At 70.6% G+C, this 22,158-nt stretch carries 30 protein-coding genes; 25 read left to right on the top strand and 5 right to left on the bottom strand.

Annotated features, from left to right (window positions below; genetic code table 11):
* Positions 1 to 5: 5 nt before the first annotated feature.
* From fliQ to N7L95_RS06920, 4 genes are read right to left on the bottom strand one after another with little or no spacing between them, the layout of a single operon-like run.
* Positions 6 to 278 (bottom strand): flagellar biosynthesis protein FliQ, encoded by a 273-nt coding sequence (fliQ, locus tag N7L95_RS06935; RefSeq protein ID WP_301259093.1) that lies wholly within the window; start codon positions 276 to 278, stop codon positions 6 to 8.
* Position 279: 1 nt separating this feature from the next.
* Positions 280 to 1,038, bottom strand: coding sequence for a flagellar type III secretion system pore protein FliP (fliP, locus tag N7L95_RS06930; RefSeq protein ID WP_301259092.1), 759 nt, complete (start codon positions 1,036 to 1,038; stop codon positions 280 to 282).
* Positions 1,035 to 1,391: a FliM/FliN family flagellar motor switch protein gene (locus N7L95_RS06925; protein ID WP_301259091.1), complete on the bottom strand. Its 357-nt coding sequence runs from the start codon at positions 1,389 to 1,391 to the stop codon at positions 1,035 to 1,037. The genes fliP and N7L95_RS06925 overlap by 4 nt, the downstream gene beginning before the upstream one ends.
* A 34-nt stretch (positions 1,392 to 1,425) precedes the next feature.
* Positions 1,426 to 2,268: a FliM/FliN family flagellar motor C-terminal domain-containing protein gene (locus N7L95_RS06920; protein ID WP_301259090.1), complete on the bottom strand. Its 843-nt coding sequence runs from the start codon at positions 2,266 to 2,268 to the stop codon at positions 1,426 to 1,428.
* Between the two features lie 70 nt (positions 2,269 to 2,338).
* On the opposite strand from N7L95_RS06920, the gene N7L95_RS06915 reads away from it, so the two are divergent.
* The 18 genes from N7L95_RS06915 to N7L95_RS06830 all read left to right on the top strand — a co-directional run bounded on the left by N7L95_RS06915 (position 2,339) and on the right by N7L95_RS06830 (position 16,547).
* On the top strand, positions 2,339 to 2,713 hold the full coding sequence (locus N7L95_RS06915) for a hypothetical protein (RefSeq protein ID WP_301259089.1): 375 nt from the start codon (positions 2,339 to 2,341) through the stop codon (positions 2,711 to 2,713).
* 95 nt (positions 2,714 to 2,808) lie between these two features.
* Positions 2,809 to 3,147 carry a flagellar hook-basal body complex protein FliE gene (gene fliE, locus N7L95_RS06910; RefSeq protein WP_301259088.1) on the top strand — a complete coding sequence of 113 codons (339 nt, stop codon included), beginning with the start codon at positions 2,809 to 2,811 and terminating at the stop codon, positions 3,145 to 3,147.
* 10 nt (positions 3,148 to 3,157) lie between these two features.
* Entirely contained in the window at positions 3,158 to 4,879 is a 1,722-nt protein-coding gene (fliF, locus tag N7L95_RS06905; protein WP_435870065.1) for a flagellar basal-body MS-ring/collar protein FliF, read from the top strand.
* On the top strand, positions 4,863 to 5,894 hold the full coding sequence (locus N7L95_RS06900; protein ID WP_301259087.1) for a flagellar motor switch protein FliG: 1,032 nt from the start codon (positions 4,863 to 4,865) through the stop codon (positions 5,892 to 5,894). Before fliF ends, N7L95_RS06900 begins: the two co-directional genes overlap by 17 nt.
* Positions 5,891 to 6,583 carry a flagellar assembly protein FliH gene (gene fliH / locus N7L95_RS06895; protein WP_301259085.1) on the top strand — a complete coding sequence of 231 codons (693 nt, stop codon included), beginning with the start codon at positions 5,891 to 5,893 and terminating at the stop codon, positions 6,581 to 6,583. Before N7L95_RS06900 ends, fliH begins: the two co-directional genes overlap by 4 nt.
* Complete coding sequence (fliI, locus tag N7L95_RS06890; protein ID WP_301259084.1) at positions 6,580 to 7,890, top strand: flagellar protein export ATPase FliI; 1,311 nt, start codon at positions 6,580 to 6,582, stop codon at positions 7,888 to 7,890. Before fliH ends, fliI begins: the two co-directional genes overlap by 4 nt.
* On the top strand, positions 7,887 to 8,309 hold the full coding sequence (gene fliJ / locus N7L95_RS06885) for a flagellar export protein FliJ (protein ID WP_301259083.1): 423 nt from the start codon (positions 7,887 to 7,889) through the stop codon (positions 8,307 to 8,309). Before fliI ends, fliJ begins: the two co-directional genes overlap by 4 nt.
* Positions 8,310 to 8,379: 70 nt before the next feature.
* Positions 8,380 to 9,735, top strand: a complete 1,356-nt coding sequence (gene fliD, locus N7L95_RS06880) for a flagellar filament capping protein FliD (protein WP_301259082.1) — start codon at positions 8,380 to 8,382, stop codon at positions 9,733 to 9,735.
* Positions 9,736 to 9,787: 52 nt separating this feature from the next.
* Positions 9,788 to 10,174: a flagellar export chaperone FliS gene (gene fliS, locus N7L95_RS06875; RefSeq protein ID WP_301259081.1), complete on the top strand. Its 387-nt coding sequence runs from the start codon at positions 9,788 to 9,790 to the stop codon at positions 10,172 to 10,174.
* Entirely contained in the window at positions 10,167 to 10,484 is a 318-nt protein-coding gene (locus N7L95_RS06870; RefSeq protein ID WP_301259080.1) for a hypothetical protein, read from the top strand. The genes fliS and N7L95_RS06870 overlap by 8 nt, the downstream gene beginning before the upstream one ends.
* Entirely contained in the window at positions 10,481 to 11,845 is a 1,365-nt protein-coding gene (locus N7L95_RS06865; protein ID WP_301259079.1) for a flagellar hook-length control protein FliK, read from the top strand. The genes N7L95_RS06870 and N7L95_RS06865 overlap by 4 nt, the downstream gene beginning before the upstream one ends.
* Positions 11,842 to 12,309, top strand: coding sequence for a flagellar basal body-associated FliL family protein (locus tag N7L95_RS06860; RefSeq protein ID WP_301259077.1), 468 nt, complete (start codon positions 11,842 to 11,844; stop codon positions 12,307 to 12,309). Before N7L95_RS06865 ends, N7L95_RS06860 begins: the two co-directional genes overlap by 4 nt.
* Before the next feature lie 154 nt (positions 12,310 to 12,463).
* A complete protein-coding gene (locus N7L95_RS06855; RefSeq protein WP_301259076.1) occupies positions 12,464 to 13,183 on the top strand; it encodes a FliA/WhiG family RNA polymerase sigma factor in 720 nt (239 codons plus the stop codon).
* Positions 13,184 to 13,200: 17 nt separating this feature from the next.
* Positions 13,201 to 14,070: a flagellar motor stator protein MotA gene (gene motA / locus N7L95_RS06850; protein WP_301259075.1), complete on the top strand. Its 870-nt coding sequence runs from the start codon at positions 13,201 to 13,203 to the stop codon at positions 14,068 to 14,070.
* A gap of 19 nt (positions 14,071 to 14,089) precedes the next feature.
* The gene (locus N7L95_RS06845) at positions 14,090 to 15,061 is read left to right on the top strand and encodes a flagellar motor protein MotB (protein ID WP_301259074.1); all 972 of its coding nucleotides are present in this window, start codon (positions 14,090 to 14,092) and stop codon (positions 15,059 to 15,061) included.
* Positions 15,062 to 15,095: 34 nt separating this feature from the next.
* A complete protein-coding gene (flgM, locus tag N7L95_RS06840; RefSeq protein WP_301259073.1) occupies positions 15,096 to 15,377 on the top strand; it encodes a flagellar biosynthesis anti-sigma factor FlgM in 282 nt (93 codons plus the stop codon).
* On the top strand, positions 15,374 to 15,802 hold the full coding sequence (gene flgN, locus N7L95_RS06835) for a flagellar export chaperone FlgN (protein WP_301259072.1): 429 nt from the start codon (positions 15,374 to 15,376) through the stop codon (positions 15,800 to 15,802). The genes flgM and flgN overlap by 4 nt, the downstream gene beginning before the upstream one ends.
* Positions 15,789 to 16,547: a glucosaminidase domain-containing protein gene (locus N7L95_RS06830; RefSeq protein ID WP_301259071.1), complete on the top strand. Its 759-nt coding sequence runs from the start codon at positions 15,789 to 15,791 to the stop codon at positions 16,545 to 16,547. The genes flgN and N7L95_RS06830 overlap by 14 nt, the downstream gene beginning before the upstream one ends.
* Here the strand turns inward: N7L95_RS06830 and flgA are convergent.
* The gene (gene flgA / locus N7L95_RS06825) at positions 16,532 to 17,296 is read right to left on the bottom strand and encodes a flagellar basal body P-ring formation chaperone FlgA (protein ID WP_301259070.1); all 765 of its coding nucleotides are present in this window, start codon (positions 17,294 to 17,296) and stop codon (positions 16,532 to 16,534) included. The two genes, N7L95_RS06830 and flgA, sit on opposite strands and share 16 nt — an antisense overlap.
* Here flgA and flgB point away from each other — a divergent pair.
* From flgB to flgH, 7 genes are read left to right on the top strand one after another with little or no spacing between them, the layout of a single operon-like run.
* On the top strand, positions 17,295 to 17,651 hold the full coding sequence (gene flgB, locus N7L95_RS06820) for a flagellar basal body rod protein FlgB (protein WP_301259069.1): 357 nt from the start codon (positions 17,295 to 17,297) through the stop codon (positions 17,649 to 17,651). The two genes, flgA and flgB, sit on opposite strands and share 2 nt — an antisense overlap.
* A 4-nt stretch (positions 17,652 to 17,655) precedes the next feature.
* A complete protein-coding gene (gene flgC, locus N7L95_RS06815; protein ID WP_301259068.1) occupies positions 17,656 to 18,069 on the top strand; it encodes a flagellar basal body rod protein FlgC in 414 nt (137 codons plus the stop codon).
* A 2-nt stretch (positions 18,070 to 18,071) separates the two neighbouring features.
* Entirely contained in the window at positions 18,072 to 18,743 is a 672-nt protein-coding gene (locus tag N7L95_RS06810) for a flagellar hook capping FlgD N-terminal domain-containing protein (protein WP_301259067.1), read from the top strand.
* Positions 18,740 to 19,927: a flagellar hook-basal body complex protein gene (locus tag N7L95_RS06805; protein ID WP_301259066.1), complete on the top strand. Its 1,188-nt coding sequence runs from the start codon at positions 18,740 to 18,742 to the stop codon at positions 19,925 to 19,927. Before N7L95_RS06810 ends, N7L95_RS06805 begins: the two co-directional genes overlap by 4 nt.
* Before the next feature lie 7 nt (positions 19,928 to 19,934).
* Complete coding sequence (locus N7L95_RS06800; protein WP_301259065.1) at positions 19,935 to 20,660, top strand: flagellar basal body rod protein FlgF; 726 nt, start codon at positions 19,935 to 19,937, stop codon at positions 20,658 to 20,660.
* 22 nt (positions 20,661 to 20,682) lie between these two features.
* A complete protein-coding gene (gene flgG / locus N7L95_RS06795; RefSeq protein ID WP_301259063.1) occupies positions 20,683 to 21,471 on the top strand; it encodes a flagellar basal-body rod protein FlgG in 789 nt (262 codons plus the stop codon).
* A complete protein-coding gene (flgH, locus tag N7L95_RS06790; RefSeq protein ID WP_301259062.1) occupies positions 21,468 to 22,145 on the top strand; it encodes a flagellar basal body L-ring protein FlgH in 678 nt (225 codons plus the stop codon). Before flgG ends, flgH begins: the two co-directional genes overlap by 4 nt.
* Positions 22,146 to 22,158 lie beyond the last annotated feature (13 nt).

Below are 22,158 nucleotides of genomic sequence, written 5' to 3'. Positions count from 1 at the left end.
GCGGTTCAGCCCACCAGCGAGGCGGCACGCTGGAAGATGGAGACGCAGAAGTCCATCAGCCAGCTCGCCATCCAGCCGCCGGCCAGCGTGATCACCAGCAAGGTGACCAGCAGGCGGGGCAGGAAGCTCAGGGTCTGCTCGTTGATCTGGGTGGCGGCCTGGAACAGGCTCACCAGCAGGCCCACCACCAGGCCGGGCACGGCCAGCACGGCCACCAGCACCATCACGATGTGCAGGCTCTCGCTCACCAGGTCCACGGCAACGTCGGGCGTCAGCATGTCAGTAGGCCTGTATGCTCGTCACGAGCGTGTTGACGGTGAGCGTCCAGCCGTCCACCAGCACGAACAGCAGCAGCTTCAGCGGCAGCGAGATGACCAGCGGCGACAGCATCATCATGCCCATCGCCATCAGCACCGAGGACACCACCAGGTCGATCACCAGGAAGGGGATGAAGAGCATGCAGCCGATCTGGAACGCGGTCTTCAGCTCGCTCAGCACGAAGGCCGCGAGCTTGACGGTGAAGGGGTGGTCCTCCGGCTTCGCCACCTTGGAGCCGGCCAGGCCGCCCACCTGGGCGAGCGAGGCCTTGCTGGTCTGCGCCAGCATGAAGCGCGACAGCGGCACCTCGGCCACCTTGAGGGCCTGCATCAGGCCGATGCGGTCCTCGTCGTAGGGCACGAAGGCCTGCGTCCAGACCTGCTCGCCGACCGGCCGCATCACCAGCAGCGTCAGGATCAGCGCAATGCCGGTGACGATGCGGTTGGGCAGGCCCTGCTGCAGGCCCAGCGCCTGGCGCAGCAGCGACAGCACGATGACGAAGCGCGTGAAGCTGGTCATCATCAACATCAGCGCGGGCAGCAGCCCGAGCAGGGTCATGATGACGAGCACCTGGGTCTTCACGGTGAACTCGTTGGTCGCGCCGCCGGGGCCGGCCTGGCCGAGCAGCTCGATGGTGCCCGCCTGCGCGCTGGGCGCCAGCAGCGTGAACGCTGCAAGGCCCAGGGCCAGCAGGAGGGGCAGGCGGGCCTTCAGCTTCATTGCGCCAGGCTGCCCAGGTCGAGGTCGCTGCTCAGCTCGACGACCTTCAGTGCGTAGTTGTCGCCGGCTACCACCACCTCGGCACGGCCGATGGTGGTGCCGTTGACCTTGATCACCAGCGGCTCGCCGGCCAGCGTGTCGAGCTCGACCACGCTGTCGGCGCGGATGTCGGCCAGGTCCTGTAGCGAAACACGCGCGCTGCCCACTTCCAGGGTCAGCGTGACGGGGATCTTGCGCATCATGCGGCCCAGGTCGCGGCGCGGTTCGGCACCGGCGGGCGCTGGCAGGTCGCCCGGCGCGGCGGCGGCTTCGCCGAGCAGGGAGTCGATGGCGGGGTTGTCGCTCAAGTCCATGAAGTCGCTTCTCTCGGGGGTCAGGCGGCGCGGCTCAGTCCGCGTCGGCAAAGGAGGTGAGGCACAGCTTGCCCTGGTGCTCGGCCACCGTGGCGGTGTAGAGGCGGGCGTCGTCCACCCGCACCTCGGTGGGGCCCAGGCGCACCGGAATCAGGTCGCCCACCCGCAGGTCGAGCAGATCGCCCAGCGGCATTTCCTTCTCCAGCAGGCGGGCGGTCAGCGTCAGGCGCAAGCGCTGGCTCAGCGGGCGGCTGTCCGCGGCGCCGTGCTCGGCGTTGCGCGCCCGCGGCGCGGGCAGGCAGGCCAGCAGCCGGTCCATCCAGGCGTCGTCGAGCAGGAGCCGCAGGCTCGCGTCCACGCCGTGCTGGCGGTCGATCAGTTGCACCCGGGCGATCCATGCCGGGCCGCGCGGCAGCAGCGCTGCGGTGGCACGCCAGGCCAGGCTGGGGATGTCGTACGGTGCGCCGTCCAGGCCGGCCTGGATGCGCCCGGCCAGCGCTTCGACGAACTGCTGGGCCAGGCTGCTGGCCAGGCGGTCTTCGGTGGCGGTGGGCGGCAGGGTCTGCGGATCGGTGGCCGCGCTGCGGCCGCCGTAGCGCAGCGCCAGCAGCGTCAGCAGCAGCGGCCGCTCGACGGCGCAAGCGATGCTGCCGGCCTCGGCCGCAAAGGCGTTCCAGCGGCCGGCGTCGGCCGGCACGCTGCTGCGCTCGATGCTCACCTTGCCGAGCTCGAAGCCGGCGCGCCAGCGGCGGTTCAGGACCTGGCCGAGCAATTGCGCCAGGTCTTCCCGCCAGCACTCGGTGAAACGGCCCAGCCGGTGCACCGGACGGCCGAGCGTGGACGGATCCAGCACCTGGCAGGGCGTCGGCGGTGACATCGTTCGTTTCATCGTCTCTGGGTCAGAAGTGGGAGGCGGCCGAGGCATTTCGGCGCCGAACAAAATTGTCTTGAGCCACGATTTGATTTTTCCGGCAGGCGGTCGCCTTATTGAGGGGAGCGGGAATGCATTTCGAGGTAATGCCGCTTCCATGCAGACGTTCTGCCTTATTGGCGGCGGATTGTATGGACCCACTATGGCGACGCGTAAGGCATTTGCCTATACACCCGGGCAGGGCCGGGCGGGTCGCCAAACTGCCCCGCTGCTGCGTGCGAAAGTGCCGTTTGCCCGCTCCCAGACTGGCGTGGCAGCCGATGGCGGGGAGCCGCAGGGGAACTTGATAGTGCGCGATGCCGAATCGCCAGGAAGTGAGAAATTCTTCTCGCACTATTCGCCGTATAAGAATTTTCCGGTGTCCTCCGATCGCATCTGCCGTAGCGGGTGAATACCCCATGGTCGCAATATCGCTGCCCGAACGCAGCTGGGTTTCGTCACCCCGATGAAACCCGCTGGCTGCTCCAGACAAGGGATCACAGCGAAATGAACATCGAATTGGGCGCCTGGGCCCGCACCGGCGGTGCCGCAGGCGACGCCGGCTTGTCCGACTTCGCGCTGCCGCAACCTTCCCAGCCTGCCCCGGCCGACGGCGGGCCGAGCAGCGGCAGCTTCATGGACAGCCTGAAGGCCGCCGTGCAAAGCGTGGATGCCCAGGACCGTGCGGCCAACGAGAAGATGGCCGCGGTGGATGCCGGCCGCAGCGACGACCTGGTGGGCGCCATGCTGGCCAGCCAGGAAGCCAGCCTGTCGTTCTCGATGCTGACCCAGCTGCGCAACAAGGTGGTTGGCGCGATGGACGAGCTGATCAAGCTGCAGCTTTGAGGTCGCCACCGTGCTCAACTCTGTGAAGACCGGGCTGCAGCGGCTCGGCCCCAATGTCGCACGCGCCGGCCTCGGCGCCGGCCTGATGAACCGCCTGCTGCCGCTGGTGGTGCTGGCCATCGGCGTCACTGCACTGGTGATGATGCTGGTGTGGCGAGACCAGTCGGCCTACAAGCCGGTGTTTGGCAGCCGCGAGAAGGTGGCGGCGGCCGACATGATGGCCGCCCTCGACGCCGAGCAGATTCCCTACCGCGTGCACCCCGAGACCGGCCAGGTGCTGGTGCCCGAGGACGTGCTGGGCCGCGTGCGCATGCTGCTGGCCAGCAAGGGCGTGGTGGCCAAGCTGCCGGCCGGCCTGGAACTGATGGACCGCAGCGACCCGCTGGGCGTCAGCCAGTTCGTGCAGGACGTCCGGTTCCGCCGCGGCCTGGAAGGCGAGCTGGTGCTGAGCATCCTGTCGCTCGATGCGGTCGAGTCGGCCCGGGTGCACCTGGCCATCGCCAAGTCCTCGTCCTTCGTGGTGAGCGATGGCGCGCCCAGCTCCGCCTCCGTGGTGGTGGGCCTGAAGCCGGGCCGCAGCCTGGCTGCCGAGCAGATCGCGGCCATCGTCAAGCTGGTTTCCGGCAGCGTGGCCGGCCTCGATGCGCAGCGCGTCAACCTGGTGGATCAGGCGGGCAACCTGCTGTCCTCGCGCATCGACCTGAGCGACGGCTTCGACGGCAGCGCCCAGGGCGACGAAGCCGCCCGCCGCGCCAAGGAAGACACGCTGCGCAATGTCGCGGCGCTGCTCGGCCCGGTGCTGGGCGAGCAGAACTACAAGGCCAGCGTCACGGCCGTGGTGAACAACGACCGGGTCGAGGAGACGCTGGAGCGCTACGGCGAGGCGCCCAAGGTGACCAACGAGGCGATGCGCGAGGAGCAGGACGTCGATCCGATGGCCCTCGGTGTGCCCGGCTCGCTGAGCAACCGGCCGGTTCCCGCCGCTGGTGCCGCCTCCGGCGCGGAGCCCGGCACGGCTCGCAAGAACGCCACCACCCGGCAGTACGCCTACGACCGCAGCGTGACGCGCATCAAGCGCAGCCGCGGCAAGCTCAGCCGGCTCAGCGTGGCCGTGGTGCTGAACAACGCGGCCGCGCCGGGCGGCAAGGGCCTGTGGAGCCCGGCCGAGGTGGCCGGCATCGAGCGCCTGCTGCGCACCGGCCTGGGCATGGACACCGAGCGAGGCGACCAGCTGGCCGTTTCCGCGGTGGCTTTCCCGGCCGCGCCCAAGGTGGCTGCACCGGCCTGGTGGGAGGAGCACAACCGGTTGCTGGACATCGGCTCCTGGTTGCTGACGCCGCTGGCCTTCCTGTTTGGTTACCTGCTGGTCGCCCGGCCGCTGCTGCGCATGCTGGGCCAGCGCCTGGCGCCCGGTACCGGTGCGCGCGGCGGTGCCGCCGTGCTGGCCGGCGCGGCCGCCGCTGCGGGCGAGCTGCCGGCGGCCCAGGCTGCCGCCATCCCGCTCGGTGGCCCGGCGGCGATGGCCGCCACGCTGATGGCCGAGCCCACGCACGCTGCGGCGGCGGGGCCTGGCATGCCGGTGGTGCCCTTGCTCGAAAACTACGACCTGCCCCCCGCCGGCTCGCCGGTGGATGTGATGGTGGAACACCTCAAGACCCTGGCTGCCAAGGAGCCCGAGCGGGTGGCCGAAGTCGTCAAGCAGTGGATGCAGAAACATGGCCGATCCGAATAAGCCCCTGGACCGTCCCGCCGACGACGGCCTGCCCAGCCAGATCGAGCAGGCCGCCATCGTGCTGCTGAGCATGGGCGAGGCCCCGGCCGCGGCGGTGCTGCGCTGCCTCTCGCGCGAGGAGCTGCTGGCCGTGACCCAGGTGATGTCGCGCCTGAGCGGCATCAAGGTGGACTCGGTGAAGACCTCGCTGCAGCGCTTCTTCGACGACTACCGCCAGCAAAGCGGCGTGCACGGCGCGTCGCGCGCCTACCTGAAGCGCTCGCTCGACCTGGCGCTGGGCAGCGACGTCGCCAGCAACGTGCTCAATAGCATCTACGGCGACGCCATCCGGCCCAAGATGGCGCGGCTGCAATGGGCCTCGCCCAAGTGGCTGGCCGAGCGCATCTCGTCCGAGCATGTGGGCATGCAGGCGGTCTTCGTGGCCTTCCTGCCGCCGGCGCTGGCGGGTGACGTGGTGGACGCACTGCCGGCCGCCGGCCGTGACCTGGTGCTGCTGCAGGTGGCCCGCCTCGGCGACATCGATGCCGAGCTGCTCGAGGAGCTGGACGCGCTGGTGGACCGCTGCCTGGAAGGCCTGGGCCTGCAGAGCGCCACGGTGGAAGGCGTCAAGCAGGCCGCGGAGATCCTCAACCGCCTGCAGGGCAACCGCCAGCAGATGGTGGAGCTGCTGCGCGCGCACGACCCCGAGGTGGTGTCGCAGATCGAGGTCAGCATGTACGACTTCTTCCTGCTGTCGCGCCAGAGCGAGGCGGTGCTCACCCGCATCATCGAGGAGGTGCCGCTCGAGCAGTGGGCCATGGCGCTCAAGGGCGCCGAGCCGGCCGTGCGCGACGCGGTGCTGCGCTCGATGCCGCGGCGCCAGGCACAGGCTTTCGAAGACACCATGCGCCGTGCCGGCCCGGTGCCGCTCAGCCGCGTCGAGCAGGCCCGCCAGGAAATCATGGCCACCGTGAAGACGCTGGCCGATGGCGGCGAGATCGAGGTGCAGCTGTTTGCCGAGGCGGTGGTGGAATGAAGCAGCACCACCGGCCGCACCGCTTTCCGCCGCTGTCCCAGCTGTCGGCCGGCGCCGCGCTGGCCGGTTCGGGCGGGCCGCATGCGCAGGCCTCGCTGGCCGAGGCCTTCCAGCAGGGGCTGGACCGTGGCTATCGCGAGGGCTATGACGGTGGCCACCAGCGCGGCCTGCAGGACGGCCATGCCGAGGGCCGCGAGGCCGGCCTGGCCGCCGGCCGCGAGGAGGCGCGCCGGGAGGCGATTGCCGGCTTCGAGACGCTGGCCCGGCCGCTGGACAGCCTGCTGCAGCAGCTGCAGCAGCTGCAGGCCGACTACCAGTCGGCCATGCGCAAGGAAGTGGTCGAGCTGGTGGCGAAGGTCGCCCGCCAGGTGATCCGCTGCGAGCTGGCGCTGCAGCCGGTGCAGCTGCTGTCGCTGGTGGACGAGACGCTCGCCACCATGCCGCCGGTGCGCGAGGGCGTGGAGGTCTACCTCAATCCGGAAGAAGCACAGCGCATTGCCGAGCTGGACCCGGAGCGGGCCCGCCGCTGGACGCTGATTCCCGACCCGCGGCTGGAGGCCGGCGAATGCCGCGTCAAGGCCGATGGCCGTGAAGCCGATGCCGGCTGCCGCCAGCGCCTGGCTGCCAGCATGGACCAGATCGCGGCCCAGCTGCTGCCGGGCGGCGGGGCGGGGGAGGCCGCCGCATGATTGCCGACCTGCTGCGCAAGCTGGAGCTCGACGATGTGCCGGTGGCCACGCCCACCGGCCGGCTGGTCGGCGCCTCGGGCCTGTTGCTGGAGAGCGTCGGCTGCCCGCTGCAGACCGGCCAGCGCTGCCGCATCGAGACCGCCTCCGGCGAGTGGCTGGAGGCGCAGGCGGTGGGCTTTCGCAACGAGCTGTCCTTCCTGATGCCGTTCAAGAAGCCGGTCGGCCTGGCCACCGGCGCGCGGGTGCTGCCGTCCACCGACAAGAGCACGCTGAGCATCGGCCCGTCCTGGCTGGGCCGGGTGGTCAACGGCCTGGGCGAGCCGCTGGACGGCCTGGGCCGCCTAGGCGGCGAGCATTCGCTGCCACCGCATCCGCCCAAGGTGCATCCGCTGCGCAAGCGGCCGGTGCACGAGACGCTGGACGTCGGCGTGCGTGCCATCAACGCCATGCTGACCCTGGGCAAGGGCCAGCGGGTCGGCCTGTTCGCCGGCAGCGGCGTGGGCAAGAGCGTGCTGCTCGGCCAGATCACGCGGCACACCGAGGCCGAGGTGGTGGTGGTCGGGCTGATCGGCGAGCGCAGCCGCGAAGTGCGCGAGTTCATCGAGATGTCGCTCGGCCCGGAAGGGCTCAAGCGCGCCGTGGTGGTGATCGCACCGGCCGACGAGTCGCCGCTGATGCGGCTGATGGCCACCGAGCTGTGCCACACCATTGCCGCGCATTACCGCGACCAGGGCCAGAACGTGCTGCTGCTGGTCGACTCGCTGACCCGCTACGCCATGGCCAAGCGGGAAGTCGCGCTGGCGCTGGGCGAGCCGCCGGCCACCAAGGGCTACCCGCCATCGGTCTTCAGCCTGCTGCCGCAGCTGGTCGAGAGCGCCGGCAACGGCGAGCACGAGCGCGGCAGCATGAGCGCCATCTACACCGTGCTGGCCGAAGGCGACGACCAGCAGGACCCGGTGGTGGACACCGCCCGCGCCATTCTCGACGGCCACATCGTGCTGACCCGCGAGCTGGCCGAGCGTGGCCACTACCCGGCCATCGACATCGCCGCCTCGGTCAGCCGCTGCATGGCCCAGGTGGTGCCCGAGTCGCAACTGCGCGCGGCGCGCCAGCTCAAGGAGATGGCCGCCCGGCATGCCCAGGTGCGTGACCTGATCCCGCTGGGCGCCTACGTGCCCGGCGCCGACCCGCATACCGACCGCGCGGTGTCGCTGTACCCGCGCATCGAGGCCTTCCTGCGCCAGGGCACCCGCGAGGGCGCGACGCTGGCCGACACCCGTGCCCAACTCGAAGGACTGACGAAATGAGCCTGTCCAGCCTGAGCCGCCTGATCGACCTGCGCGAGCGCGAGGTGGATCGCCTGAGCGCCGAGGTGGCCGCCAAGGGCGCCGTGCGCGACCGCTACCGGCGCAACCTCGACCGCATGAACGCGCTGTGCCAGGGCAGCGGCGCCACCGCCGCGCTGCCGCCCGCACTGTCGATCAATTGTGGCAACTACAAGCAGGCCATGATCGGCATGACGCAGTTGCACCAGCAGGACCTGGCGCTGCACGAAGCCGACATGGCGGTGTCGCAGCAGGCGCTGAGCGCGGCCGCGCGCAAGCACGAGGTGTTCGTGCAGTTGTTGGCACGCCGCGAAGACGCGCAGCGCCGTGCCGTCGAGCAGCGCGAGCAGAAGCGCCAGGACGAATTGGCCACCCAGGTGTGGTGGAGGTCGCAGCGGTGAGCGCGCCGGCTTCAGTGCCGGGCGCCGGCGGTCGCCTTTCAGGAGGCGAACACCCTCCGAGGAGACCTGCATGACCGAAATCAACCCCAGCAGCATGGCGACCCAGCTCGCCACTGCGTACACCCAGGGCGCGCGGGCCCAGCTGACCACCCAGACCCAGCGGGCCGACGAAACCGCCAAGGCGCTGAGCAAGCTGCAGACGGCGCTGCGCGCCTTCGAGACCGCTGCCAGCTCGATGTCGACCAAGAAGGGCGTGCTGCAGTACGCGGCCAGCTTCGACACCACCGGCATCGGCACCGCCACCGCGTCCAGCAATGCCCAGCCGGGCGCCCAGAAGCTGTTCGTGGAGCAGATCGCCACCGCTCACCAGATTGCGTACAACAACCTGCCGGCGGTGCCGGCCTCCGAAGGCGGCACGCTGAGCCTGCAGGTGGGCTCGGGCAGCGCCTTCACGGTGGACCTGTCGGCGGCCGACTCGGATGCCGATGGCAGCCTGAGCCAGGAAGAGACCGCGCGAGCCATCAACCTGGCGCCGAACAACCAGGGCCAGGTCTCGGCGATGATCGTCACGGTCGGCGCGCAGACGCAGCTGGTGCTCACCTCCGCGCAGACCGGGGCGGGCAGCACCGTGACGCTGGACGTCACCGGCATGCCGGCCGGCGCATTGAAGGACGCGCTGGCGGCTGGTCCGACCACGCTGTCGGCGGCGCGCGACGCCATCGTCTGGCTGGGCGCCAAGGACACCGGCATCAAGCTGCAGCAGGCCTCCAACACCGTCACCGCCATCCAGGGCGTGAGCATGAGCTTCACGCGCGCGATGGCGCCCACCGATGCGCCGATCACGCTGGCCATCAGCCAGGACCAGACCGCCACGGCCGACAACGTGCGCACCTTTGTCGATGCCTTCAACACGCTCAAGACGACGCTGGACGAGCTGACGCGCGGCGCCGATGCCGACGCCGGCAAGTCCGCCGCCGTGTTTGCTTCCGACGCCGGCGTGCGGGCACTGCGCAACAAGCTCAACGAGCTGGTGCGGCAGGAATGGAACGGCGTGCGCCTGATGGAGTTCGGCGTCAGCATGGACCGCCACGGCGCACTGTCGCTGGACAGCGCCAAGCTCAACAAGGCCGTGGCCGCCCGCCCGGATGCGCTGAACCAACTGTTCGGCAGCAACAGCCTGAGCGCCCGCTCGGGCCTGCTGGGCGGGCTGGACACCCAGGTGGACCTGTGGGCCGACAGCACGGGCGGCCAGATCAAGCGCCGCCAGGACTCCCTGGCCACCGTCCAGAAGAACGTCCGCCAGCGCCAGACGCGGCTGGACGAGCAGTACCAGCAAGCCTACGACCGCTACCTGAAGCAGTTCTCCCAGCTGCAGACGCTGATGTCCCAGATGGACCAGACCAGCAGCCTGTTCGCCACCACCTAGCCCACCCGCCCGGCGCGGCCCTGCCGCGCCGGCCCCGACCCGAGAGACCGCCTTGACCTACGACGCCTATCGCAGCTATCACGCTGTCAACCTCGAAGCCCGCACCGCCCAGGCCTCGCCCGTGCAGCTGGTGCTCATCCTGATGGACGGCCTGCTGGAAGAGCTGGCCCGCGCGCGCGCCCACATCGAGGCGCGCCGCTACGAGCTGAAGGCCCGCAGCCTGGACAAGTGCATCGACATCCTCAACGGGCTGTCGAGCGCCCTCGACCCCGAGTCCGGCGGCGAGGTGGTGGCCAACCTCGGGCGGCTCTACGACCACTGCGCCCAGCGCCTCTACCAGGCCGGCTATGAACTGGCGCCGGCCATGGTGGACGAAGTGGTGGCCCTGCTCACCACCCTCAAGCGCGGCTGGCATGGCGTGGAGGCACAGCATGGCTGAACGCCACGCCCAGCAGCTGCTGGGCCTGGCCGGCCGCCTGAGCCATGCCGCCGCCTCGCGCGACTGGGCGGCGCTGGCGCAGGCCGATGCGGAGCTGCAGGCGCTGGCACCCCAGCTGGCCCGGCGCGAGGACTGGAGCAGCGCCGAGCTGCGCGCCTTCGCCGTGTTGCAGCACGCCCACCAGCATGCCCGCGAGCGCTGCGCCTGCGAGGCCGAACGCATCGACGCGCGGCTGGCCGAGCTGCGCAGCAGCAAGGACGGCTGGCTGGCCTATGCCCTCAACGAAGACAGTGAAGAAAGCGCCGCATGACCCCATCGATCCCTGCCGCCCCTGCTGTTCGCCTGCCGGCCACTGCGCTGCCCGGCACGCTCGACGCCGCCGTGCCGGCCGCCGATGACCTGCTGACTGCGCTGCCGCAGGCGCCGGCGTTTGCCGGTGCCTTGCAGCAGGTGGTGCAACAACTGCTGGGCGAACGCCTGCCGCAAGCGCTTGCCGAGCCTGCGCTGCCCGCCGTGCCGCTGGCGTTGCCGCCGGGGATGCCGGCGCCTGCGCTGCCGGCCGAGCAGGTGCCGGCCGCCGCGGACGTGGCGCTGCCCACTCGCGCCAACGCCAACGCCAACGCCAACGCCGGTGCGGATGCGGATGCGGATGCGGGTGCCGGCACGCCGGCGGCCGCGACGCTGCCGGACTGGATGGCGGCCCTGCTGCTGCCCACCGGCCTGCCGCTGCCCCAGCCGGCGCCCGCAGGCGGGCCGGCCGAGGCGGGCGCGCACGCGCCGCAGGCAGCCAAAGCCACCACGCATCCCGGCGCTGGCGTGCCAGGGCTGGTGAATGCCGCGGCTGCCGCACAGCTTCGGCTGGCCCTGCCGGCCGCCGGCCTGCCGGCAGCCGCCGCAGAAGCGCTTGCCGTGCCGGACGCCTTGGCAGCCCAACTGCCGGCCGCTGCCGCGCCGGCCGCTGCTGCGCCGGCCGGGGGCCCGACGCCGCTGCCCGGTGCCGACGCCCGGGTGCCGGTGCCCGGCGCCAGTTTCGATCCGGCACGACTGGCCGAAGCCCGGGAACTGCCGGCGGCGGCGCTCGATGCGCAGGCCGGTGGCGTGGGCAGCGGTGGCACCGGAGACGTGATGGCGGCGCTGCCCTCCCAGTCCGGCGGCGCAGCGGCGGCCCTGCAGGCGGCAATGTCCCTGCACGGCGGCAGCGCAGCTGTCCGCGAGGGCGGTGCACAGGCGGCCCAGGCCACCGGCGGCGCCAAGCTGCGGGCGGCACCCGCCAGCCAGCCGCTGGCCGAGCTGCTGGGTGAGCGCCTGCGCTTCCAGCTGGCCGGCGGTGGCGACCGCGCCGTGATCCGGCTCGACCCGCCCATGCTGGGCAGCGTCGAGATCGTGATCCGCCACGAGGCCGGTGGCCTGCAGGTGCACCTGAGCGCCAGCCATGGCGAGGTGGCGCGACAGCTGCAGGCCATTGGCGACAGCCTGCGCCAGGACCTGGTGCAGCGCCAGTACGGTGACGTGGCGGTAATGGTGGTGGCCGACGCCGGCGCGCGCGAGCGCGACGCCCAGGGCCGCCAGGGCCGGCAGTCACAAGAGCAGCAGTCGCCCGGCCGGGCGCTGGGCGAGGGCGCGGAGGCCCGCAGCGGCTTCCAGCTCACCGACGACAAGGAACGGACATGAAGAAGAGCACGCTGGTGTTGAGCCTGGTGCTGGGCGCCACGCTCGTGGCCGGTGCCGCTGGCGGCGCCGTGTGGTTCCTGCTGCCGCGTGCGGCGGCAGCGGGCGGCCAGGCACCGGTGGTCGAGGAGGCCAAGCCGGACACCCAGGAGTACCGCTACGTCACGCTGGACAAGGTGGTGGTGATGCTGCGCGGCCGCGACGGCGAGCCGTTGGCCCATTACCTGGCGGTGGACCTGGTGTTCAAGGCGCCGGTCAAGAAGGAAAAGGCCACCAAGGCCCAGCTGCCGCTGTTGCGCAGCATCGCGGTGCAGGCGCTGTCGCACTACACGCGCGAGCAGGCGTCGATGATGAGCGTGGAGCAGTTCACGAAAGCGCTCAACGAAGCCATTGCCAAGCGCTATGCCAGCGACCGGCAGGAAGCGCCCTTCACCCAGGCGCTGGTGGGCAAGCTCATCATCGAATGAGCGGCACGGGCCGGCCCTAGCCCGAAGCGGGCCGCCCCTGCGTAGGTATTTGGCTGATCAAGACGGCCGCGGAACGTCCGCAAACCAGGGGGTGGCCCGAGTGTTTTGGGGGCCACGCCTTGTTTGAAGCCCACTTTCCAGAATCCGGACTCTCATGGACTACGGCTACGCCGAACTGCAGAGCGTCGAAAGCGTCGCGGTGGCCCGCAGCCCCGGCGAAGAGCAGCGCCACCTGCTGGCCTATGCGCCGCTGGTCAAGCGCATCGTGCGCCAGCTGTCCTCCCAGGCCGGCGGCGCGATGGACCGGGAGGACATGGAGCAGATCGGCCTGATGGGCCTGCTCGAAGCCCTGCGCCGCTACGGTGCGCCGGACGAGAAGTTCGGCGCCTTTGCAGCGCTGCGCGTGCGCGGCGCGATCCTCGACGAGCTGCGCCGCCAGGACTGGCGCCCGCGTGCCGTGCGCCAGGAAAGCCACCGCGTGCGCGATGCGGTGCGTGAGCTCACGCGCCGCCTGGGCCGCGAGCCGAACGAAGCCGAGATCACCGCCGCCCTGGGCCTCAGCAGCGAAGCCTGGCAGGCGCACCAGCTCAACGAGAACGCCGAAGTCATGGCCAGCTTCGACGAGCTGCTGCATGAGCTGGCCAACCACCCGGCCGACACCTTGTCGCCGGAGGCGCAGCTGGTGCGCCGGCGTTCGCTGGAGCAGGCGCTCGGCCAGCTCAACGAGCGCGAGCAGCGCGTGATCCAGCTCTATTACGAATACGAGGCCAACTTCAAGGAGATCGCAGCGGTGCTCGATCTCACCGAGGCCCGCGTGTGCCAGATCAACAAGGGGGCCCTGAAGAAGATGAAGGCCTTCCTCGAAAGCGCCTGAGGCAGGGACAGGACATCATGCAACTCATCGGAATCGGCATCGTGCTCGGCTGCGTGTTCGGCGGCTTCATGCTCATGGGCGGCAGCTTCAGCGTCATCTGGGAGCCGGTGGAGCTGTTGATCATCGCCGGCGCGGCGGTGGGCGCCATCGTGCTGGGCAACCCCAAGCACGTGCTGTCCGAGATGGTCATCCAGCTGCGCAAGCTGATCACCACCAAGCAGCAGGGGCAGGAGTTCCAGCGCCAGCTGCTGCTGCTGATGTACGAGCTGCTGCAGACCGCCGGTGGCGGCCTGAAGGCGCTCGACCAGCATGTGGAGGCACCGCACCAGAGCCCGCTGTTCCAGCGCTATCCGCAGGTGCTGGAAGAGCCGAAGCTGCTGGCCTTCATCGTCGACAACTTCCGCCTGATGGCGATGGGCAAGATCAACGCCCATGAACTGGAAGGCGTGCTCGAGCAGGAGCTGGAGGCCATCCACGACGAGCTGACGCAGCCCGCCAAGTCGCTGCACAAGATTGCCGAGGCGATGCCGGGCTTCGGCATCCTGGCCGCGGTGCTGGGCATCGTGATGGCGATGAACAGCGTGGCCGACGGTGCTGCCGCGGCCGAGATCGCCGCCAAGGTCGCCGCCGCCATGGTGGGCACCTTCATCGGCATCTTCTTCTGCTACGGCATGCTGGACCCGCTGAGCAACATGATGAAGCAGCTCGTCACCCGCGAGATGTCCACGCTCGAATGCGTGAAGGTGGTGCTGTGCACCCATGTGGCCGGCAAGCCGCCGCTGCTGGCCATCGACGCCGGCCGCCGCCTGGTCCAGCTCAACATCAAGCCGAGCTTCGCGCAGCTGGAGTCGTGGATCGACGCGCTGCAGAACGCGCCGGCTGCCTGAGGCCGGGAACGGGGCGCACATGTCCAAGCACGACAAGCACGAAGAAGCCGTCATCAAGCGCGTCTCGCGCAAGCATGACGACGACGGGCACGGCGGCGGCTGGAAGGTGGCATTCGCCGACTTCTGCCTGGCGCTGATGTGCCTGTTCATGCTGTTGTGGGTGCTCTCCGCGCGCGACAGCGAGCGTGCCTCGCAGGCGCTGGCGGCCGGCAGCCAGCTCGACGAAGGCGCCGGCCCGAACATGGGCGAGTCGATGCGCAGTGCCGACGGCAGCCTGATCTCGCGCGAGCCGGTGCCGGCCACCGCCACCGGCCCGGCCGGCGAATCGGCGGAGCAGCGCCGCGAGCCGGCCGAGCCGGTCAAGCGCCGCTACGACACCGCCGACGACCAGGAAGACCTGTCGCAGCTGCTCAAGCAGCTCAGCGAGCAGTCGGGCCTGGCCGGCAACCTGATGACGGCCATCACGCCGCAAGGCCTGCGCGTGATGCTGCACGACACCGACCGCCGCGGCATGTTCAAGCTCGGCAGCGCGGTGCCCAGCGAGCGCTTCTCGGAACTGCTGCGCCGCATGGGCCCGCTGTTCGCGCGGATCGAGAACCAGATGCTGATCGTGGGCCACACCGATTCGCTGCAGTACAGCCATGCCGGGCCCACCGGCCAGTCGAACTGGAGCCTGTCGAGCAACCGCGCGATGGTGGCGCGTGCCCACCTGCTGGCTGGCGGCATGCCGGGCGAGAGCATCCTGCAGGTGGTGGGCATGGCCGACCGCGCGCCGGTGGATGCCGGGCATCCGTCGGCGGCGGTCAACCGCCGCATCGAACTGCTGATCCTGACCACGTCCCAGGCCCGTGCCACCGCCGCGATGTTCGGCGTGCCGGGCGAGCGCGTGCCCCTGACCGACGGCGTCGATTCGACGCTGCCCGAGCGCGAAGCGCTGCAGCAGCTGCGCAACCGATTGAGCGAGGGCGCGCCTGCTGCCGCAGGCCGCTGACCACATGCGTACTCACAAGACAAGAGGCGATCGAATGAGAATCACCGGCACCGGCTCCACTGCGGGAGCCGCCCCCGTCGCCCCCGCGAGCTCGACGGCCGAGGCCGCCGCCCCGGTCGCCTCCGCCGCACCGGTGCGCGCCCCCACCCTGCAGTCGGCCGCCTTGCAGCCGGCCATGACCGCGATGCAGGGCCTGCCCGAGATCGACCAGGCCAAGGTCGATGCGCTGCGCGAGGCGCTGGCGCGTGGCGAGGTGCGCTTCGACGCCGAGCGCCTGGCCGGCCTGATCGAGCGCTACCACGGAGTGGGCCGATGACCGAGACGACGCCCCTGGCCCGGCTGCTGCAGGGCGTGCGCGCCGACCTGACCGACTACGTGCGGCTGCAGGAGCTGCTGGAGTCGCAGTTCGAGGCCGCCCTGCGCCACGAGACGGTGGCCATGCAGGACGTTGCCGAGCGCATCACCGCGCTGGCGGCGATGCTGGAGGCGCGCCGGCAGGACCGGGTGGCGCTGCTCGAGCAGCTGCTGGCCGGGCAGGCGCAGCCGGCATCGATCGACGCCCTGCTGCCGCAGCTGTCGCCGCAGGGCCGTGCCACGCTGCAGGCCTGGTGGCGCACGCTGGAAGAGCGGGTGCGGCATTGCAAGGCGCTGAACGCCCGCAACTGCCGCCTGCTGATGGACCAGCACGAGATCATGCAGCGGGTGCTGCAACCGGAGGCCGATCTCTATGCTCCGGCCTGAGTTCGCCACCCTGGCCTTGCCGCAGGCGACCGCCGGCGAGCGCATCGCAGCCCCGCAGGGCGGCCGCGGCGGTGCGCCGTTCGCCGGCTTCTTCAACGAAGTGCGCGAGGACGTGCTGGCCTTCATCGAACAGGGCAGCGGCAGCGCAATGGGCGGCCTGAGCCCCGAAGGCAGCCTGCACCGCGCCCGGCTGCAGCCAGCCTCGCCGGCGGCCGTGGCCGCTGCGGCACTGGAGCCGGCCGCACTGGAAGCGAGCGGGCTGGACGCGATGCTGCCGCCCGGCGACCCCAAGCGCCAGTTCCTGGCCGACATCGCTCCCTGGGCGGAAGAGGCCGGCCAGCGGCTGGGCGTCTCGCCGCGCCTGGTGGCCGCGCATGCCGCGCTGGAGTCCGGCTGGGGCCAGCGGCCGCTGCGCGGGCCGGACGGCGAGACCACCCACAACCTGTTCGGCATCAAGGCCACCGGGGGCTGGGGCGGCGAGGCGGCCGACGCGCTGACCACCGAGTTCATCGGCGGCACCCCGGTGCGCAAGACCGAGCGCTTCCGCAGCTACGACAGCGCGGCGGGTGCCTTCCGCGACTACGCCAGTTTGCTGCTGGGCAATCCGCGCTACCGCGCGGCGCTCAACGTGGGCGACGACGCGCAGGCCTTCGCCAGTGGGCTGGCCCGTGGCGGCTATGCCACCGACCCCGGCTATGCCGACAAGCTGGTGCGCATTGCGGCGCGCCTTCAGTCGGCGGAGTGAGGCATGGACATGGGTGCCTGGCCTTCTGGTTCCACCGTGCTGGCAGAGGTGATGCGCGCACGTATCACCTTGCCGGTCTTGGTGTTGCGCACGCGGATCGACTCGCCCTGGCCGCCGGCGTCCAGTGCCTCGCCGTTGGCGCTGACCTCGATGCCGGCATGCCGCGCGACGATGCGCACCGTGTCGCCGCGGCGCAGCAGCCGCGGCACCGCCAGCGCACGCCGCGCCACCGGCTGGCCGGGCTTGAGCGCGCGCCGGCTGCTCTGGCCGACGATGGACTGCGGGTCGGACACCGCGTCTTGCCAGGCTGGCACCGGCCGCCGCTCCAGCGCCAGCTCGCTGGCCTGCAGCGGGCGGTTGGCCGGTATCTCGGCAGTGGCCACCACCACGCGGGCGGACACCTCGGCGCGCACCACCACCGGCTGCTGCCAGCCGGCGGCTTCGCAGCGCACCGAAAAGCGCATGCGCGCGGCATGGCGGGTGTCGAGCGGCTCGATGTCCAGCGGCTCGGCACAGTCGGGCAGTGGCTTCAGGCCGGTCAGCACCGACAGCTCGAAGGCCGGCTCCAGCAGGCCGTCGCGCTCGGCCTGCTGCTGCAGCAGCTCGCGCGCCGCCTCGGCCACCTGGGCCTCCGCGCGGGCCGGTGCGGCCGGTACCGGACCCGAGGCGGCCAGCGCCCACCCCACCCACAGCCAGACCGCCGCGCGTGCGCCGGCCGGCTTCTTCTTCGACTCGAAAGGCAAGTGCATGGGTATCGATTTCGACAAGGCCCTCGGTCTGCATCCCGAGGCCCTCAAGTTGCGGGCAGAGCGGACGAAGATCCTGGCCTCCAACATCGCCAACGAAAACACGCCGGGCTACCAGGCCCGCGACCTGGACTTCGCCGCCACGCTGGCGAGCGTGACCGCAGAGGAAGGCGGCGGCCTGGCGCTCGACACCGATGCACTGTATCGCGTCCCCAACCATGCCTCCAAGGACGGCAACACGGTGGAGCTGGGCGTGGAGCAGGCCGCGTTCTCGCAGAACGCGTCGGACTTCCAGACCAGCCTCACCTTCCTCAACATGAAGCTCAAGGGCCTGGCCAAGGCCATTTCGGGACAGTGACAGCATGACCTTCAGGAACATCGCCCAGATCGCCGGCTCGGCCATGACGGCCCAGTCGGTGCGGCTCAACACGGTGGCCAGCAACCTGGCCAACGCCCAGTCGGCCGCCGGCAGCGAGGCCGAGGCCTACCGCGCCCGCAAGCCGGTGTTTGCCGCGGTGGCCGAGCGCGCCGGCGGCGTGGCGGGCGCCCGCGTGCAGGTGCTGGACGTCGTGCAGAGCGACGAGCCGGTGCGCCGCGCCCACGAGCCCGACCATCCGCTGGCCGATGCCGACGGCAACGTCTACTACCCCAACGTCAACAGCGTGGCCGAGATGACGGACATGATGTCGGCCTCGCGTGCCTTCGAGAGCAATGTCGAGGTGATGGGCCGCGTCAAGCAGATGCAGGCGGCGCTGCTGCGCCTGGGCGAGGGCTGAGCATGCAGACCACCCTGAACTCCACCACCACCGGCGCCGCCGCTGGCGCGACGGCGGCCCCCACTGCCGCGGCCAACGGTGCGCCGTCCGAGCTGTTCACCACCTTGCTGGTGGCACAGATCAAGAACCAGAACCCGCTGGAGCCGGCCGACCCGAGCCAGTTCGTCGGCCAGCTCACGCAGCTGAGCCAGATGGAGGCGCTGCAGAAGCTCGCTTCGCAAGGCGAGGCGCAGGCCACCATGCTGGCCAGCCTGCAGCAACTCGCGCTCGGCGCCCAGGTGGGCAGCACCGTGAGCGTCGCCACCGACAGCCTGCGGCTCGAAGGCGAGCCGGTGTCGGGCCGCTTCGTGCTGGACGGCGCGAGCGCCCAGACCACGCTGCTGCTGACCGGCACCGACCGCCAGCAGCGCCGCATCGAGCTGGGTAGCCAGGCCGCCGGCCAGGTCGACTTCAGCATCGACCCGGCGGCGCTGGGCCTGCCGCCCGGTCGCTATGCGGTGCAGGTGGAGACCGCGGGCGGCGCCGCCCCGGCCGTCGAGGTCGACGGCGTACTGCGCAACGTCCGGCTGTCGCCAGGCGGCAGCGCCATGTTGAACATCGCAGGCATCGGCGAAGTCGCTGCCAGCACCATCACCGGCCTGCAGGGCCGTCGCCAAGAGGAAGTGACCCCATGAGTTTCGCCATCGCCCTGTCCGGCATCAACGCCATCAACAGCGAACTGGACACCATCAGCAACAACATCGCCAACAGCGGCACCTACGGCTTCAAGTCCAGCCGTAGCAACTTCGCCGCCATGGTGGCGGGCACCCAGGCCGCCGGCGCCGAGATCGCCTCGATGACGCAGAGCATCGAGACCGGCGGCGGCGTGGTGAGCACCGGCCGCGCGATGGACGCGGCCATCCAGGGCCGCGGCTTCTTCGTGGCGCGCGACCCGTCGGGCGAGCTGATGTACACCCGCGTCGGCATCTTCCAGGCCGACAAGGACGGCTATGTGGTGGACAGCTTCAACCGCCGCGTGCAGGGCCAGGCTGCCATCGAGGGCAGTGCCGCGGCCGGCCCGATGGGCGACCTGAAGGTGCCGCGCGGGCAGGTGGCCGCCGCCGCCAGCGACGAGCTGAAGTACGTTGGCAACCTGTCGGCCGGCTGGACCGTGCCGAGCATCGCCACCTTCGACCGCACCGACCCGCTGAGCTTCAACAGCTCGATGGTCTCGGTGGTGCACGATTCGCTGGGCACGCAGCACAGCGTGACGCAGTACTTCGTCAAGACCGGCACAAACCAGGTCAACGTGCACTACACCTTCGACGGTGCCGACCTGGCGCAGACCACCACGCTCAGCTTCGGCAGCGATGGCCTGCTGACCGCGCCGGTCGGCGCCACCGCGCTGGCGCTCGGCACCCCCACCGGCGCCGAGCCGCTGACGGTGGACATCGACTACACCGGCACCACCCAGTTCGCTGGCGAGGCCACCACCACGGTCAACAGCAGCAACGGCCACAGCTCCGGCACCCTGGTGGGCCTGCAGCTGGCCGACGACGGCTCGGTGGTGGCGCAGTACAGTAACGGCGAGAAGCAGAGCGTCGGCACGCTGGTGCTGGCCACCTTCCCGAACGAGAACGCGCTGGTGCCGACGAGCGAGACCAGCTGGTCGGCCTCGATCGGCTCGGGCGCCGCGCTGTACTTCGCACCGGGCACCGGCATGGCGGGCAAGCTCAATGTCGGCGCGCTGGAGCAGTCCAATGTGGACATGACCGGCCAGCTGGTGAGCCTGATGTCGGCCCAGCGCAACTACCAGGCCAACACCAAGGTCATCTCGACCGAGAACGAGATGATGCAGTCGCTGATGCAGGCGGTCTGAGCGTGCCATGGACGCCCTCATCTACACCATCATGAGCGGCGCCGAGCGGGCCCAGCGGGCCCAGCAGGTGCACGCCAACAACCTCGCCAACATCGACACCGGCGGCTTCCGCGCCAACCTGGAGCTGGCCACCGCGCAACCGGTGGAAGGCTATGGCTACGACGCGCGCCACCTCAGCGGCCTGCAGGCCGACGCGGTGAGCGGCCGCCAGGGCGCGCTGCGCCAGACCGGCCGCGAGCTGGACGTGGCCATCAGCGGCGACGGCTACTTCGCCGTGCAGTGGCGCGATGGCGAGGCCTACACCCGTGCCGGCGCCTTCACGCTGGACGAGGAGGGCACGCTGACGGTCAACGGCCACAAGGTGCTGGGCGACGGCGGCCCCATCCAGCTGCCGCCGCACAGCCGGGTGGAAGTGGGCAGCGACGGCACCCTTTCCATCCAGCCACCCGGGCAGGCCGACATGCAGCCGGTCGACAAGCTCAAGCTGGTGCGCCCCGAGGCCGGCGAAGTGACCAAGAACGAAGCCGGCCTGATCGTGCCCCGCGCGGGCGGCGACCTGCCGGCCGACGAGACGGTGCTGGTGCGCAGCGGTTTCCTCGAAGGCAGCAATGTGTCGGCCATCGAGGAGATGGTGGCCACGATGAGCCTGAACCGCGACTTCGAACTGCAGATGAAGCTCTACCGCGCGGCCGACTCCATGGCCGAGGCCGGCAACCGCCTCATCCGCGAATGAACCTGACGACAAGGAAGACGACATGAATCCCGCAATGTGGATCAGCAAGACCGGCGTGCAGGCGCAAGACGCCAAGCTGCAGGCGATTGCCAACAACCTGGCCAATGTCAACACCGTCGGCTTCAAGCGCGACCGCATCGTGGCCGAGGACCTGTTCTACCAGGTCGAGCAGCAGCCCGGCGCGCAGCGCGCGGACAACACGCTGTCGCCCTCGGGCGTGCAGCTGGGCAACGGCACCCGGGTGGTGGGCACGCAGAAGGTGTTCACCAACGGCAGCCTGCAGACCACCGGCCAGTCGCTGGACGTGGCCATCGTCGGCAACGGCTTCCTGCGCGTGGCCCATCCCAACGGCGAGACCGCCTACACCCGCGCCGGCCAGCTGCAGGTGGATGCCGAAGGCCGCCTGGTCAATGCCCAGGGCCTGCCGCTGCAGCCCGAGATCACGGTGCCGGCCAATGCCACCGCCATCACCATCGGCGAGAACGGCGTGGTCTCGGCCACCGTGCCCGGCACGACCACGCCGACCGAGCTGGGGCAGCTGACCCTGGCGACCTTCATCAACCCCACCGGCCTGCTGGCACTGGGCGAGAACCTCTACCAGGCCACCGCCGCGAGCGGCGCCGCCAACGAGGGCAACCCCGGCGAGGAGGCCTTCGGCAAGCTCAAGCAGGGCGCGCTGGAAGGCTCCAATGTGCAGGTGGTCGAGGAGATGGTGGACATGATCGCGGCCCAGCGCACCTACGAGATGAACACCAAGGTGCTGTCGGCCGCCGACAACATGCTGCAGTCGCTGGCGCAGGCGGTGCGATGAAACGCCTGACGCCCCCCCGCGCCCCGCTGCTTGCGCTGCTGGCTGCAGTGCTGCTCGGCGGTTGCGCCACCACGATGGCGCCGCCGGCCGCGCCGGCCGACGAGCCGCCGCCCCCGGTGGCGGCGCCCGAGGCCCGCAAGGGCAGCGGCGGCGGTGTCTTCACCGGTGGCAACACCTGGTCGCTGGTGGCTGACCGCCGCGTCTTCCACCCCGGCGACGTGCTGACCGTCATGCTGCAGGAGACCACCCAGGCCAGCAAGAAGGCCGACACCAGCATCGGCAAGGAAAGCGGCGTGTCGGTGAAGGCACCGGTGATCGCCGGCAAGACGCTGAGGGGCGATGTCGCCGTCAGCGGCCAGCGCGACTTCTCGGGCAGTGCATCGAGCACGCAGCAGAACACGCTGTCCGGCGCCATCACGGTGGTGGTGCAGGAAGTGCTGCCCAACGGCTTGATGAAGGTCAGCGGCCAGAAGACGCTGAGCCTGAACCAGGGTGAGGAATTCATCCGCCTGACCGGCTGGGTGCGGCCGGCCGACGTCGACACCAGCAACCGCGTGTCCTCGCAGCGCATCGCCAATGCCCGCATCACCTATGCGGGCCAGGGCGCGCTGGCCGACGCCAACAGCCCCGGCTGGCTGACACGCCTGTTCTTCAGCAGCCTGATGCCCTTCTGAGGCGCAGCCCCCG

Origin of the sequence: Eleftheria terrae (genome assembly GCF_030419005.1) — a bacterium.
Taxonomy (GTDB): domain Bacteria; phylum Pseudomonadota; class Gammaproteobacteria; order Burkholderiales; family Burkholderiaceae_C; genus Caldimonas; species Caldimonas terrae.
Note: the sequence above shows the minus strand (reverse complement) of the source record. Positions and strands in the feature narration are given on the sequence as shown.

Coding starts and splice junctions, on each gene's coding strand:
- fliQ (WP_301259093.1), bottom strand. CDS start 278: ATGCTGACGCCCGACGTTGCCGTGGACCTGGTGAGCGAGAGCCTGCAC.
- fliP (WP_301259092.1), bottom strand. CDS start 1,038: ATGAAGCTGAAGGCCCGCCTGCCCCTCCTGCTGGCCCTGGGCCTTGCA.
- N7L95_RS06925 (WP_301259091.1), bottom strand. CDS start 1,391: ATGGACTTGAGCGACAACCCCGCCATCGACTCCCTGCTCGGCGAAGCC.
- N7L95_RS06920 (WP_301259090.1), bottom strand. CDS start 2,268: ATGTCACCGCCGACGCCCTGCCAGGTGCTGGATCCGTCCACGCTCGGC.
- fliE (WP_301259088.1), top strand. CDS start 2,809: ATGAACATCGAATTGGGCGCCTGGGCCCGCACCGGCGGTGCCGCAGGC.
- N7L95_RS06900 (WP_301259087.1), top strand. CDS start 4,863: ATGGCCGATCCGAATAAGCCCCTGGACCGTCCCGCCGACGACGGCCTG.
- fliH (WP_301259085.1), top strand. CDS start 5,891: ATGAAGCAGCACCACCGGCCGCACCGCTTTCCGCCGCTGTCCCAGCTG.
- fliI (WP_301259084.1), top strand. CDS start 6,580: ATGATTGCCGACCTGCTGCGCAAGCTGGAGCTCGACGATGTGCCGGTG.
- fliJ (WP_301259083.1), top strand. CDS start 7,887: ATGAGCCTGTCCAGCCTGAGCCGCCTGATCGACCTGCGCGAGCGCGAG.
- fliD (WP_301259082.1), top strand. CDS start 8,380: ATGACCGAAATCAACCCCAGCAGCATGGCGACCCAGCTCGCCACTGCG.
- N7L95_RS06870 (WP_301259080.1), top strand. CDS start 10,167: ATGGCTGAACGCCACGCCCAGCAGCTGCTGGGCCTGGCCGGCCGCCTG.
- N7L95_RS06865 (WP_301259079.1), top strand. CDS start 10,481: ATGACCCCATCGATCCCTGCCGCCCCTGCTGTTCGCCTGCCGGCCACT.
- N7L95_RS06860 (WP_301259077.1), top strand. CDS start 11,842: ATGAAGAAGAGCACGCTGGTGTTGAGCCTGGTGCTGGGCGCCACGCTC.
- N7L95_RS06855 (WP_301259076.1), top strand. CDS start 12,464: ATGGACTACGGCTACGCCGAACTGCAGAGCGTCGAAAGCGTCGCGGTG.
- motA (WP_301259075.1), top strand. CDS start 13,201: ATGCAACTCATCGGAATCGGCATCGTGCTCGGCTGCGTGTTCGGCGGC.
- N7L95_RS06845 (WP_301259074.1), top strand. CDS start 14,090: ATGTCCAAGCACGACAAGCACGAAGAAGCCGTCATCAAGCGCGTCTCG.
- flgM (WP_301259073.1), top strand. CDS start 15,096: ATGAGAATCACCGGCACCGGCTCCACTGCGGGAGCCGCCCCCGTCGCC.
- flgN (WP_301259072.1), top strand. CDS start 15,374: ATGACCGAGACGACGCCCCTGGCCCGGCTGCTGCAGGGCGTGCGCGCC.
- N7L95_RS06830 (WP_301259071.1), top strand. CDS start 15,789: ATGCTCCGGCCTGAGTTCGCCACCCTGGCCTTGCCGCAGGCGACCGCC.
- flgB (WP_301259069.1), top strand. CDS start 17,295: ATGGGTATCGATTTCGACAAGGCCCTCGGTCTGCATCCCGAGGCCCTC.
- flgA (WP_301259070.1), bottom strand. CDS start 17,296: ATGCACTTGCCTTTCGAGTCGAAGAAGAAGCCGGCCGGCGCACGCGCG.
- flgC (WP_301259068.1), top strand. CDS start 17,656: ATGACCTTCAGGAACATCGCCCAGATCGCCGGCTCGGCCATGACGGCC.
- N7L95_RS06810 (WP_301259067.1), top strand. CDS start 18,072: ATGCAGACCACCCTGAACTCCACCACCACCGGCGCCGCCGCTGGCGCG.
- N7L95_RS06805 (WP_301259066.1), top strand. CDS start 18,740: ATGAGTTTCGCCATCGCCCTGTCCGGCATCAACGCCATCAACAGCGAA.
- N7L95_RS06800 (WP_301259065.1), top strand. CDS start 19,935: ATGGACGCCCTCATCTACACCATCATGAGCGGCGCCGAGCGGGCCCAG.
- flgG (WP_301259063.1), top strand. CDS start 20,683: ATGAATCCCGCAATGTGGATCAGCAAGACCGGCGTGCAGGCGCAAGAC.
- flgH (WP_301259062.1), top strand. CDS start 21,468: ATGAAACGCCTGACGCCCCCCCGCGCCCCGCTGCTTGCGCTGCTGGCT.